The organism is Flavobacterium sp. Arc3, assembly GCF_041431375.1.
Taxonomy (GTDB): domain Bacteria; phylum Bacteroidota; class Bacteroidia; order Flavobacteriales; family Flavobacteriaceae; genus Flavobacterium.
Genome location: NZ_JASMRI010000025.1, coordinates 1 through 12,618 on the forward strand (window position 1 = coordinate 1; position 12,618 = coordinate 12,618).

The window sequence follows — 12,618 nt, forward strand, 5'->3', positions numbered from 1 at the left end:
TAAATGTATAATCATATTTGACTTTTCTTTCCATAAAAATACCCCCAAATAGTGTCTAACTTTTTGGGGGCAGTCTACTCATCGAGCGGATTTTTTTTGGCGTTCCCTCGTTGCACAAACTTTTTTCAAACTCATACGCCCGTTCTGCAATGAGGTCAGGCTATCCGCTGCAATCTTATTTGTAAAAACAAATAAGGATTTCCACTACTATCCTTAACGCAACTTCCTAATAACTAAATATTTCTACACAAAAACTTGTTTTATTAATTAATTGTTCTACATTTGTAGAGCAACATCTTTTTCTGTAGAGCAAAAACACATGAAAAAACTAATTATCATTCTAAGTTGTCTAATTTTGAGTTTGTTTTCCTGTAAAACCAACCAAAAAATAAATAAAAAAAGAGAAGGTCTTTGGATAGAACAATATTCACTAGACAGTCTGCATTATAAATCAGTCGGAAAATATAAAAACGACGATCCCATAAAAAAATGGCGTTATTATCTAGACGGTAAAATAATCAAAAAAGAAAAGTACAAAGGAAATGCCTGTTACACCAAATTTTATCACGAAAATGGAAAAACACAGTCCCGAGGAAAAACAGTTTTAGACACTAGCACTAAATACGCCCATTGGTTTTACAGTGGCAACTGGGAATTCTACAACGATAAAGGAAAACTAATAATCAAACGAAATTATAACAATGGCAAGCTTACCTCTGAAACAATCTTGCAATAAAACTTAAAAAAAATAAAAATGCAACAGCTTACAAACGCCGAAGAACAACTAATGGAGCACCTCTGGAAATTAGAGAGAGCTTTTATGAAAGACCTACTCGAAGCATATCCACAACCAAAACCAAAGACAACTACCGTGGCTACTTTGCTAAAAAGAATGATTGACAAAGAGTTTGTGGCTTACAAAGAGTTTGGCAACTCTAGAGAATACTATCCATTAGTAAAAAAAACAGCCTATTTCTCTAAACATGTAAACGGACTGATAAAAGATTTCTTCAACGATTCTGCTTCACAGTTTGCTTCTTTCTTTACCAATGAGACGAATCTTACCGAAAAGGAATTAGAAGAGCTCAAAAAAATAGTAGATAATGCCATTCAAAAAAAGAAAAAATGAACGACTTTTTAATCAAATCAACAGTTTCATTGTTCGTGCTTTTAGTTGCGTACCATTTAGTATTGGAGAAAGAAAAAATACATCAATTCAACAGGTTTTACCTATTGTTCTGCTTATTGTTTTCATTCACGATTCCGTTTATAACTTTTGAAGTAATTCAGGAAATCACAAATCCATTAATTGCGCAAAACACTGTAAAACTCGAGGGAGAAACTATAGCTGCTGTGCAAGACTCAACAAATTATTGGTTAATTTCAATCTGGTCGATTTATACTGCAGTGACCTCAATATTACTATATCGGTTTATCAGAAACATTATAAAATTGAACGTGAAAGCAAAATCCAGCGAAGCAATTACTTATAAAAATTCTCAATTAATTTTGCTAAAAGAAGCAACATTGCCGTACACATTCTTGAATAAAATCTTCATCAATCAAGATGATTATCACAATCGAAAAATTGAAGCTGAACTGTACACACACGAGTTAATACACGTAACCCAAAGACATACACTAGACATATTACTCATTGAAACTCTGAAAGTATTCTTTTGGTTTAACCCTATATTTATTTTCTATAAAAAAGCGATCCAACTCAATCACGAATTTCTTGCTGATGAGAAAGTCGTAAAATCACATAACGATGTTCCGTTTTACCAGAACCTATTAATTTCTAAGGCAAACGCGAACCCAACCTATTACTTGGCCAGTAATTTAAACTATTCAGTAACTAAAAAACGATTAATTATGATGACAAAAACCACATCGACAACAACAGCATTATTTAAAAAGGGACTTATTATTCCTTTAATGACTGGACTTCTATTTTCATTATGCACAAAAGTAGTAGCACAAGAAAGTAACAAAAAAGAGGAAAGTACCGCTACAAACAAATCTACTTTATTTAAAAACTACTACGACAAAACTACATTTAAGGTTAAAGATGAAAACGGAAAAGTTGTTGCCGATAAAAAATACGCAGATTTAACAACTAAAGAAAAAAACCTAGTTCCTCCATTTATTTACAACAAAAACAAACCTTTGACTAACAGCGAAGTTGATCGAGTAATGAAAGAAGGGGGGCCAGAAACATTTGTTATAGATCCGTACGACCCAAAGAATATTAAAGTAAAAGACGAAGATGAAAATGCAGTCTACAGTACAACTGGGTTAACGGAAAAACCAGCATATCCTGGAGGAATGGAGAGTTTCTATAAATTTGTTGGCGAAAATTTTACAATTTCAAACGAAGCTTATGAAAACAAATTAAAAGGAAAAGTATACGTAACTTTTACTGTTGAAAAAGACGGCTCTTTAACCGATTTTAGAATCCTAAGAGACATAGGGCATGGAACTGGCGAAGAGGCAGTTCGAGTTTTAAAACTATCCCCTAAATGGATCCCCGGTAAAATAAATGAAGAACCCGTTAGAACTATGTACAGCTTACCTATTACTGTTCAAACTGCAAAATAGTTTTTAAAACAATAAATCCGCTTCTACTAGAGGCGGATTTATCTTACTACAAAATCTAAAAAAGGGCTAACTAAATTCTCAATCAGGTTTATACCCTAAATACGGCATCATTTGTTCTTTAAAAACAACTCCATATTCCTCTAATTCTTTCAAAATAGGTAAATACACTTCTTTTCGTATAGGTAATTGTACTCCGGGAGTGGTTATCTTTCCGTTCAGTATTAGTAAAGTCGCCATGGCAACTGGCAATCCAACGGTCTTAGCCATCGCTGTATAAGTTTGGTCTTCGCCAATGCAAACCATTTTAGAATCGATTTGTTTCTTTACACCATCTAACTCGTATCCGAATTTATGATACATCACGATCATATCCTTATCGTCTGATTCTAATGTCCACTTATCACTTAAAATTTTTTCCAGTATTTGTGCCGGCGTGCCTTTTTTAAGACCCACTATTTTTTTGCTATTGAATAAATCCAATTCCAAAAGCTTATCCCACATAATATCATCCTGATCAATTTTTAGAATCAATCGTGTCTTAATTTCTACTGAATCTGTAGGATGGTAAGGCAAGAATGAGTTTACAAATTGTCGGTAACTCATGTTTTCACAATCTTCCATCACATAGCTTTCATCCGTCATTCCCAGTTGAACAAACATATTCCAAGCTTTTGAAAATCCAACACGACGAATAGTACCTCGATATAAGGTTAGTACATCATCTAAACCATAAACACTTCTATATTTTAAAGAATCTCTGTTAGAATAGGCTTCAAATCGACCATATCCCTCCACTTGTAAGAATTCTGTTCTTCTAAATAAATTACAATAGGGGATATATTTATAAGTTCCCTCTTGAATAAATTTAGCTGCGCCACCCTGTCCGGCAAGTACAACATTGCGGGGCGCCCATGTGAACTTATAATTCCACAAATTTGTATCAGACTCAGGAGCGACTAGTCCACCGCAAAAAGATTCAAACAAAAGCATCTTCCCTTCTTTATCCCTGATTTCATCAATAATCTTCATGGCACTCATATGATCAACCCCTGGATCAAGCCCAATTTCATTCATGAAGATCAAATTATTTTCCTTTACAGCTTCGTCCAGTTCCTGCATAGCATCACTAACATAAGAAGCGGTAACCAAGTTTTTTTTATAAACAACACAATCTCTTGCTACCTCAATATGCAAATGAGCTGGTAACATCGAGATAACGATATCTGCCTTTTCTATAGCTTCTTTTCTCTGACTAGTATCAAAAATATCTAAGGCTATTGCAGTAGCATTGGGATGATTGTTTGTTTTCTTTTGGGCTAAGGCCAATGACAGATCACCAATAACAAGATGTAGGTTCTCCTTTTCTGATTTATTTAAAAGATATTGTATCAACGAGGATGCTGATCTACCTGCACCTATAATTAAAATGGTTCTCATATGTTATATAAATATAACACAAATATATATAATTGTTGTATTTATAACAAATAGTCCTTGTTAAAAACGACGAGCTGTTCACAACTTAATAAACAAATTGATCTGTTTTTAATTTTTAGACCTTGATAAAGTCTAAACATAATCAACAAAAACTCTTTTATATTCACTCGATAAGGAATACTTTTACAGAGAATAAAACCACAGAAAAATGAATAAGAAATTAATTGCAACAGGAGCTCTTTTTGGTATGATAGCAATAATATTAGGTGCGTTTGGAGCACATGCCCTAAAAAATGTGTTACTACCTGAACAGCTTATAACTTTTGAAACAGGAGTCCGATATCAAATGTACCATGCGTTGTTTTTAATCTTTATTGGAATATTAACTGACCTAAGCGAAAAAGCGAAGAAAACTATCTATTATTTAGTCATTTTTGGTATCGTTTTGTTTTCTGGATCTATCTATTTATTAGCCACAAACACCCTAACTTCTTTTGATTTTAAAGTTATTGGTTTTGTAACTCCTATCGGTGGACTCCTATTAATAGTGGCTTGGGGCGTGTTATTTACAAAATTTCTGAAGAAAAACTAACAAAAATTAGATAATTAAATCGTATCTAAAATATTAGCTCTACTTTTGTATTCAAATAATTTAACTACCCAATACATAATTTTATGAATAATAACACACCGTTTACGAAATCGATTGCGCTAAATGACTTAGGAATCGAAAACGCAAAGATTCATTATCAATTATCAGCCAACGAATTACATGACATGACCATCGCGTCAGGCCAAGGAATCGAAACTTCGACTGGTGCTTTAGCCGTGAATACAGGAGAATACACAGGACGCTCGCCTTTGGATCGATTTATCGTTAAAGACAGCATTACAGAGAACCAAGTTTGGTGGGGAAAAGTGAACATTCCCTTTGACCCTACAGCTTTTGAAAAACTGTACAAAAAAGTAACTTCTTACTTATCAAACAAAGAAGTATTCGTTAGGGATTCTTATGTATGTGCCGACCCTAATTACAGATTAAATGTTCGCGTAGTTACTGAAACTCCTTGGGCAAATTTATTTTGTTACAATATGTTTTTGAGACCAAACGAAGATGAACTTGAAAACTTCACACCAGAATGGACTTTAGTATGTGTTCCAAGTTTCATGGCAGACCCTGCAATTGACGGTACACGTCAAAGCAATTTTGCCATCTTGGATTTCACAAGAAAAGTAGTTCTTATTGGAGGAACCGGTTATACTGGTGAAATGAAAAAAGGAATTTTTTCTGCCTTAAATTTCATCTTGCCTGTAAACAAGAATTCATTGCCTATGCATTGTAGCGCTAATGTAGGTGACAAAGAAGACACAGCCATTTTCTTTGGTTTATCAGGAACTGGTAAAACTACCTTATCAGCAGATCCAAAAAGAAAACTGATTGGAGACGATGAACATGGATGGACTAGTGAAAATACTGTATTCAACTTTGAAGGCGGATGCTATGCTAAAGTGGTGAATCTTTCTGAAGAAAATGAACCAGATATTTTTAGAGCCATTAAAAAAGGAGCGATTTTAGAAAATGTAGGGTTCAAAAAAGGAACAAATGAAGTTGACTTCGAAGATGTTTCTATCACACCAAATACAAGAGTAAGCTACCCGATATTTCATATTGATAACATCCAACCAGGTTCTATTGGAAAAAATCCTAAAAACATATTTTTCTTAACCGCAGATTCTTTTGGAATTCTACCTCCTATTTCCAGATTAACGCCGGGACAAGCAGCTTACCACTTTATCTCTGGTTATACTGCAAAAGTTGCTGGAACAGAAGCTGGAGTAACAGAACCTCAACCTAATTTCTCTGCTTGTTTTGGAGCGCCATTTATGCCTCTTCACCCAACAACATATGCTGAAATGTTGAGTAAAAAAATCCAAGAAGTGGATGTAAAAGTATGGTTAATCAACACCGGATGGACTGGTGGAGCTTATGGAACAGGTACCCGAATGAAATTAAAATACACTCGTGCTATGATTACCGCTGCTTTAAACGGGGAACTAGATACAGTAGAATATAAAAATCATATTGTCTTTGGAATTGCTATTCCGCAAAGCTGCCCTGAAGTACCTAGCGAAATATTAAATCCTAGAAACACTTGGGAAGACAAAGATTTATACGATCATAAAGCAATAGAATTAGGAAAGAAATTCAATGCTAATTTTGCCAAATTTGAAGAGTTTGCCAATGCCGAAATTATGGCAGGAGCACCAAATGCATAAGTTAATTATAATTCAAAAAAGAAAAGAGCTGTTCCCTTCGAACAGCTCTTTTTGATTTCAAGAAACCCCTAACCAAAACAAATGAGGGTTTTACAACATTATTGATTTTTTGGTCTTAAATTTGCAATCATCAATCAATCAAAAAAATCAATCATGTTAAAACAATTCTTCATCCTCTGTTCAGGTGCTGACAACGAGATTCTGGAAGGCTGTTCCCAAGGAGAACAAACCAAATACGCAGGTATTGGCGCCACCGTTTTCTTTACCGCAGTTATGGCTTTTATTGCCAGTTCTTATGCTTTATTTACTGTTTTCGACAGCGTTTACCCCGCCCTACTTTTTGGATTAGTCTGGAGTTTACTCATCTTTAATCTGGACCGATTCATTGTTTCTACCATTCGAAAAAGAGATAAATTCGGAAGTGAATTTCTACAAGCAACTCCCAGAATTATTCTTGCCATTATCATTGCAATCGTAATATCGAAACCCTTAGAAATTAAAATTTTTGAGAAAGAAATCAATACCGTTTTATTGAAAGAGAAAAACGCAATGGCACTTGAGAATAAAAAAGAAGTGGCTGACTACTTCAAATCCGATTTAGACAAAAACAAGGCCGAAATTGCAGATTTAAAAGCGGATATTTCAAAAAAAGAAAAAGAAGTCAACACCTTGTACGAAACCTATATAGCAGAAGCAGAAGGAACAAAAGGCACATTGAAGCTTGGTAAAGGCCCTGTTTTTGAAGAGAAAATAGCCAAGCATAATCTTGCGTCCGCACAGCTGGATACTATTCGAAAAAACAACTTGGCAAAAATTGCTGAAAAAGAACAGCAATCAAGTTTACTCCAAGCCGACCTTGATAAAAAAGTAACAGAAACACGACCTATAATCGATGGATTTGATGGTTTAATGGCTCGTGTAAACGCTTTAAACAAATTACCTTCACTTCCCTCATTATTTATCATGCTCTTATTTTTAGCTATTGAAACGTCTCCTATTATTGCAAAATTACTTTCTCCAAAAGGGGAATACGATTTTAAACTGGAAGATTTAGAAACGGCCTTAAAAGCAACATTAGAGCAAGACAAATACCAGCGCAATTTATTAGTCAAAACAAGCGCCATGATGCATGATAAAGTATATGAAGACATTGCAAAAGACAAAAATCTATATGACTTGCAAAGAAAAAAAGCAACGGAGTTACTGGAATTACAAGCTACTAATTTTGTAGAAAAACAGAAGAGAACTTTATAATACTAAAAAAGGTCAAATGATAATACCTATCATTCGACCTTTTTACTTTGTTTATAAGCTGTATTACATAAAGCTTAAAATCTCTTTTTTATAGGCGTCATATTCTCCTTGAAGAATTAAACCATTGTCTAGTAATTTTTTATAATTCTGTAATTTCTCAAACAACTCATCTTGAGACAAAGCTGCTAATCCATTTTCTTTGGCGTTTTCAGAAGGACTCTCAAAAACGTCGTTTTGATAAGGTAAAGGTGGTGGAGTAACAGGCATTAATTCGCTGAAACTAGTCACTTCCTCCGTTTCCATCTCTTCAATTTCTTCAGCTGATTCTACGTTTTCAAATTGGATTTCCTCAGCCACTACATTATTAAAAACGGTTCCTATTTTCAATATATCCATCTGCTCTTTTGCAAAAGTATACATTTTTCTAGCCTGCGTTTTCGGAATATAATCAATCGAAACGGTCATATCTGTCTTGGTCGAAAACGAAAATTCAGACCCTAATATATTTTCCTTTACAAAAGTCCCTTCGATTTGATCCCAAGTATAGTCTGTAAAATCCATGGAAAGACCTAGATTTTTCGGCTGACAAATGACTATTCTTTTATTGGTCATGACAATGCTATCCGGAAAAACGGTAAGGGCCGGTTTTTTCTGCACTCCGATATAACCTATTTCTTCATTTTTCATCAATAAATCATTCAGCTTTGAAGTGATTTTTTCGATGGCTTTAGGGTCTTGTTCCTCGTTTAAGAATTTCTTTATTTGGTCTTTCATTGTAAGCTGAATTTATTTCAGATTTTTCTAATATGCTAAGTCATTTCAGCACATTAAATAATCCTTAGCAAAAGTAATACCTAATTTTATTATTCTGCAATTTCATTTTGTGTTTTCTTAGTTAAACTTTTGTGAACCAACAATATTAACCAAAAAAAAAGAGGCCACACTTATAAAGCACGACCTCATTAAAATATTTGCTATTTATTTTTTATACCTCGAAGTAATATAGTTTCTACTACAGCGGCTGCGTTTACTTTCAACGAAATTAGATTTCCCCTGAAATAAAATTTGCTTGGTACATATATTGAACTTACAACAGAAGACTGTAATGTATACTATATAACAGAAGACTGGAACGCACGAATCAGCACTCCTAATAAAATAAAGAAATAAGAAACAACATTGTTTTATCTAAATAACGATTTGTAAAACAGCATCTTCAAAACCAATAATTTTCCTTACCTCGTTACTATTAGGCAACATAAAACGTTGTTTATTATCTGTGTATACTTTTACTAAAAAGGATTTTATTTTTGATCGTGGGACAATTGCAGTTTTATCATTTAGGACTTTCTTTTCTAAATCAAATTTAGTCATAGGTCCAGCCCAATCCAAATCATAACAATAAGCTAAAGCTTCTTTTCGGACAAAAGTAATGTACTGTTCATTTATTAAAGACCACTTCAAAGAAACCAGATAGTATTCATCGTGATCATCTAAAGCGTCTGATACTTCAAATGACATTGTGTTTTGTAATTTCCTTTCCACTTTTTGACAATTTAGTTTCAGATCCAAAAATATCAAAACATAGCTTAAAAGCCTATTATGACCGACGAACTACACTATTTACCTGCAAAAATAGTTTTTTTACTACTAAAAAGACCGTCGTGCTTCTTTATTAACCTTGATTACTCCTATAATAAAAAATTGATTAAAAGTCATTACCTATTATTACTGTCCTGTAGATAATTCAATATTTTAGCAACAATACTAACAGCATTTAAATCCCTTTTATTTTTTAATTTTCTTGCAGAAACTCAAAAGGTAGAAATGCAGTTTATGCACTGTCAAACAGATTATAGAAGATTTAATCTTTTCATTAACTCAGGCCTATTGGCTCGACTTACTGGTATAACGTCTTTGCCAATTAAGACACTATTATCTTCAATGTCAATAATTTTCTTGGTGTTGATTATAAAAGAACGATGCACTCTTAAGAATAAATCTTTGGGTAATTTATCTTCTATTTTTTTAAGCGTAGAATGAACAATATAATTATTACCCTCCGTTTTTATATGAATATAATCTCCTTTGGCTTCAACAATATTTACGGAAGCAATATCAATTTTGATCAACCTGCGGTCAATATTAACATAAAACTCCTTTACATTGTCCTCGGCAACAGCAGCGTTTTCTTTCAAACTGTCAGTTCTTTGATATGCATTTGCTTTTTGAACTGCTTTTTGAAAACGATCTGCAGTAATCGGTTTTACAAGATAATCTACAATACATTCATATTCGAATGCCTCAATAGCAAAGTTTCTATCGGAAGTAACCAAAATTGTCTTGGGAGGGTTTTTAATCGTTTGAATAAAATCAAAACCTGTGAAATCAGGCATATGGATATCCAAAAATATTAAATCAACATCATTTTGATTTAAATATTTAATGGCCTGTAGTGCATTTGAAAATTGACTTGCAATATTTATATCAGAGTAATTTGTAATGAATTGAGCAATAATTGCTCTTGCCATTTCTTCATCATCAATTATAATGCAATTCATAAGCCAAAAAGTATCATAAATGACTCACGAAATCCTGCATGCTCTTTAAAATATTTTCAAAATCAGCATTCAAATCTGTTGAGTTATCTTTTAAGTTATTTTCATATTCTTCAGCAATATAATAACTTTTTTCTAAACCAAGTACAGATATTTTATGTTTTAATTTATGAACAGATTGGGCCGCTAATAAATAATTGGCATTTGCATATTCTTGAGTATATAATGCAATTTCATCTGGAAGTTCTTTTTTAAGAATAGCTATTATTTTATTCTTAAAATCGAGGTTATCCCCTGAGAGCTCCTTGATATAATTTAAATTAGGCTGTTCCATTCTCTTTGGCTATTGTGAAATAAAAAATTGTTCCTTTATTCTCTTGGCTTTCTAGCCAAATTTTCCCTTTATAAAACTTAATGATTTTTTTAACTATCGCAAGTCCAATACCAGAGGAAGAATCATTGTTTTCTAGTTTTGAAAACATATCAAATATTTTATTTTGATACACTCCTGGAATACCAATCCCGTTGTCTTTTATATAAAAACTAAACTCACTATCATTCTCAGTGCTCCCTATTTCTATCTCTATATTTTCTTTATCATTGTATTTTATAGCATTTTGAATTAGATTTTGAAATAATTGTTTGAATCTAAAATCATTACCGAAAATTTTAGGTAGTTCATTTTTAATTTGGATATCAACATGACTTTGAATCGAATTCGTCCTTAAAATTTCATCTACTAAAATATTCAAATCAATAATTCTATCATCATCCTTTTGTTTTTCGATTGCTGAATAATCCAAAATGCCTTTAATTAACAAATCCATTTTTTCAACATTAGAAAGAATTAAGTTTAATGACTTAGTATTATCTTCATTCATCATTACTTGATTATCTTCAATAAACCAGTTAATCAAGGTGTCAATGCTTCTCAACGGCGCTTTCAAATCATGAGAAACCATGTGCGCATACTCATTTAACTCTTTATTTTGTTTTTCAAGACTCAATAGTAATTCTTCCCTTTGTTTATTAATTTTCACAATCTCGAATGATTGATCTTTAATATAATCTGACGAATTAAATGAATCTGATTTTGGTGCAATTGATTCATCAACACTCATAGAATTAAGAATGAATTCAAGGTTTCTATTTACTTCTTTTAAACTTTCAGCTTCATCTCTTAATTTTTGATTGGCTTCAAAAAGCTCATCAGAACTAATTTTCATTGCTCTTTGCAATAATGCTATCTGATCTTCAAAATTAACATAGGAATCATTAATCGCTTCAAGAAACAGATCTAAATCATTCAGTCCCCCTTTAAGTTTTTTATCTATTTGCCTTTTTAGTAATGGGTTCATTATTAACTTATTAAGGTTAATGTCATGGTTTGATTGTGTAATTCACAAGAAGTACTTCCGTTAAAAGGAGCCATTTCTCCATAGGAGTAAAATCCCGTCATAGGTACCTTTTCTCCAATACGTTCTCTAACTTCCTCAACTTCTTCTTCTACCCTTTGATTCATCACTAATTTCCGACCAATACAACTTACTATAATTGCGATTTCTGGCGCGTTTTTTCTGTTTTTCATGGCATATTCTGCCGCCATGTGAGCTCCTTCAGCAATACCATCAACGGATGCCATCATTAACTGAACTTTTGAATTCACTGGAACATCACCCGCTAAAGTCATCGAATGATCCTCATTATTAATTTTTAATATAGTACGTACAACTGGCTCTTTTTTGCCCTCTGGCGTCACATTCAAAGGATATAATAAAGAGGCTTGTGGTAATTCTTCCGCTTTATCACCCAGGTATTTTTTATACAAGTCAAGTGCAGGTTGCCCATCAACTTCATACAGAATATTAGCTTCCGATTTTGTTATTATTCGTTCTGGTCCAAAAGGAATCCAACCGCCAAAGCTAGCAAAAGAAACTTCCAGAGTTTCACCATAAAATCCAATTAAAATAACTTCTCCTTCTTTTGGATTCGCTTTATAAGAAGCTACTGTTTTTTCAAATCGAGCGTCATCTCCACACATCCCACCAGTAATTGAAACTGCCGAATCTATTTCATCCTCTAATCCGTTTATTAAGGAACTTCCGTTTACAAAACTCCCCTCAGATAAAACAAATAAATGTTTCAAATTTTCTTTTGGGATTTTATTATAAAGAGCTGCTCCTAATTTTTCGGCATTTTTATCGTAGTCTAGAATATTTTCTCTTTCTACAATAAAAGAACTTCTTTCTAATTCGATTGCAGTAACAGAAATAGAATTGTCGTTTACATTACAACATATTATTTCCCCGGCAGTTGACCCAAAAACAATATGCTCATAAGGGAATTCTTGACGAATGTTTTTTATGACTTCTTCATTCTCTAGTAACAATCGATTCCCAAAAACCAATACCAAAGGATTTTTCAATTCTATTTTTTCTTGAAAATACTTCCAGTTTTGATTTCCAATTTTGGAGGCCTGAATAATTTTCAT

General features: G+C 33.0%; 13 protein-coding genes. 6 read left to right on the forward strand and 7 right to left on the reverse strand.

Going from position 1 to position 12,618, the window contains the following annotated elements:
- Positions 1-319 precede the first annotated feature (319 nt).
- Genes QO200_RS15830 through QO200_RS15840 form a run of 3 tightly spaced genes read left to right on the forward strand, consistent with a single transcriptional unit; the run spans position 320 to position 2,601 of the window.
- Entirely contained in the window at positions 320-736 is a 417-nt protein-coding gene (locus QO200_RS15830) for a hypothetical protein (RefSeq protein WP_371541949.1), read from the forward strand.
- Between the two features lie 18 nt (positions 737-754).
- Positions 755-1,129 (forward strand): BlaI/MecI/CopY family transcriptional regulator, encoded by a 375-nt coding sequence (locus QO200_RS15835; RefSeq protein WP_371541952.1) that lies wholly within the window; start codon positions 755-757, stop codon positions 1,127-1,129.
- Entirely contained in the window at positions 1,126-2,601 is a 1,476-nt protein-coding gene (locus QO200_RS15840) for a M56 family metallopeptidase (RefSeq protein WP_371541955.1), read from the forward strand. The genes QO200_RS15835 and QO200_RS15840 overlap by 4 nt, the downstream gene beginning before the upstream one ends.
- A gap of 78 nt (positions 2,602-2,679) precedes the next feature.
- Here QO200_RS15840 and QO200_RS15845 read toward each other — a convergent pair whose 3' ends face one another.
- Entirely contained in the window at positions 2,680-4,038 is a 1,359-nt protein-coding gene (locus QO200_RS15845) for a saccharopine dehydrogenase family protein (protein WP_371541957.1), read from the reverse strand.
- Between the two features lie 208 nt (positions 4,039-4,246).
- Between QO200_RS15845 and QO200_RS15850 the strand changes: the two genes are divergently transcribed.
- The 3 genes from QO200_RS15850 (at position 4,247) to QO200_RS15860 (ending at position 7,569) form a co-directional block, all read left to right on the forward strand.
- Positions 4,247-4,630, forward strand: a complete 384-nt coding sequence (locus QO200_RS15850) for a DUF423 domain-containing protein (RefSeq protein WP_371541959.1) — start codon at positions 4,247-4,249, stop codon at positions 4,628-4,630.
- An 83-nt stretch (positions 4,631-4,713) separates the two neighbouring features.
- Positions 4,714-6,315, forward strand: a complete 1,602-nt coding sequence (gene pckA / locus QO200_RS15855; RefSeq protein ID WP_371541962.1) for a phosphoenolpyruvate carboxykinase (ATP) — start codon at positions 4,714-4,716, stop codon at positions 6,313-6,315.
- A 153-nt stretch (positions 6,316-6,468) separates the two neighbouring features.
- On the forward strand, positions 6,469-7,569 hold the full coding sequence (locus QO200_RS15860) for a DUF4407 domain-containing protein (RefSeq protein ID WP_371541964.1): 1,101 nt from the start codon (positions 6,469-6,471) through the stop codon (positions 7,567-7,569).
- A 63-nt stretch (positions 7,570-7,632) separates the two neighbouring features.
- On the opposite strand, the gene QO200_RS15865 is transcribed toward QO200_RS15860, so the two are convergent.
- The 6 genes from QO200_RS15865 to QO200_RS15890 all read right to left on the reverse strand — a co-directional run bounded on the left by QO200_RS15865 (position 7,633) and on the right by QO200_RS15890 (position 12,618).
- On the reverse strand, positions 7,633-8,343 hold the full coding sequence (locus QO200_RS15865; protein ID WP_371541967.1) for a PH domain-containing protein: 711 nt from the start codon (positions 8,341-8,343) through the stop codon (positions 7,633-7,635).
- 414 nt (positions 8,344-8,757) lie between these two features.
- Positions 8,758-9,090, reverse strand: a complete 333-nt coding sequence (locus tag QO200_RS15870) for a hypothetical protein (protein ID WP_371541969.1) — start codon at positions 9,088-9,090, stop codon at positions 8,758-8,760.
- Positions 9,091-9,422: 332 nt separating this feature from the next.
- Positions 9,423-10,130, reverse strand: coding sequence for a LytR/AlgR family response regulator transcription factor (locus tag QO200_RS15875; RefSeq protein ID WP_371541972.1), 708 nt, complete (start codon positions 10,128-10,130; stop codon positions 9,423-9,425).
- 13 nt (positions 10,131-10,143) lie between these two features.
- Positions 10,144-10,461 (reverse strand): Hpt domain-containing protein, encoded by a 318-nt coding sequence (locus QO200_RS15880; protein WP_371541975.1) that lies wholly within the window; start codon positions 10,459-10,461, stop codon positions 10,144-10,146.
- Entirely contained in the window at positions 10,448-11,485 is a 1,038-nt protein-coding gene (locus tag QO200_RS15885) for an ATP-binding protein (RefSeq protein ID WP_371541977.1), read from the reverse strand. The genes QO200_RS15880 and QO200_RS15885 overlap by 14 nt, the downstream gene beginning before the upstream one ends.
- A 2-nt stretch (positions 11,486-11,487) precedes the next feature.
- Entirely contained in the window at positions 11,488-12,618 is a 1,131-nt protein-coding gene (locus tag QO200_RS15890) for an FIST signal transduction protein (RefSeq protein WP_371541979.1), read from the reverse strand.

Bases quoted from the DNA above. Each gene is read 5' to 3' on its own strand.
- QO200_RS15830 (WP_371541949.1), top strand. From the start codon at position 320: ATGAAAAAACTAATTATCATTCTAAGTTGTCTAATTTTGAGTTTGTTT.
- QO200_RS15835 (WP_371541952.1), top strand. From the start codon at position 755: ATGCAACAGCTTACAAACGCCGAAGAACAACTAATGGAGCACCTCTGG.
- QO200_RS15840 (WP_371541955.1), top strand. From the start codon at position 1,126: ATGAACGACTTTTTAATCAAATCAACAGTTTCATTGTTCGTGCTTTTA.
- QO200_RS15845 (WP_371541957.1), bottom strand. From the start codon at position 4,038: ATGAGAACCATTTTAATTATAGGTGCAGGTAGATCAGCATCCTCGTTG.
- QO200_RS15850 (WP_371541959.1), top strand. From the start codon at position 4,247: ATGAATAAGAAATTAATTGCAACAGGAGCTCTTTTTGGTATGATAGCA.
- pckA (WP_371541962.1), top strand. From the start codon at position 4,714: ATGAATAATAACACACCGTTTACGAAATCGATTGCGCTAAATGACTTA.
- QO200_RS15860 (WP_371541964.1), top strand. From the start codon at position 6,469: ATGTTAAAACAATTCTTCATCCTCTGTTCAGGTGCTGACAACGAGATT.
- QO200_RS15865 (WP_371541967.1), bottom strand. From the start codon at position 8,343: ATGAAAGACCAAATAAAGAAATTCTTAAACGAGGAACAAGACCCTAAA.
- QO200_RS15870 (WP_371541969.1), bottom strand. From the start codon at position 9,090: ATGTCATTTGAAGTATCAGACGCTTTAGATGATCACGATGAATACTAT.
- QO200_RS15875 (WP_371541972.1), bottom strand. From the start codon at position 10,130: ATGAATTGCATTATAATTGATGATGAAGAAATGGCAAGAGCAATTATT.
- QO200_RS15880 (WP_371541975.1), bottom strand. From the start codon at position 10,461: ATGGAACAGCCTAATTTAAATTATATCAAGGAGCTCTCAGGGGATAAC.
- QO200_RS15885 (WP_371541977.1), bottom strand. From the start codon at position 11,485: ATGAACCCATTACTAAAAAGGCAAATAGATAAAAAACTTAAAGGGGGA.
- QO200_RS15890 (WP_371541979.1), bottom strand. From the start codon at position 12,618: ATGAAAATTATTCAGGCCTCCAAAATTGGAAATCAAAACTGGAAGTAT.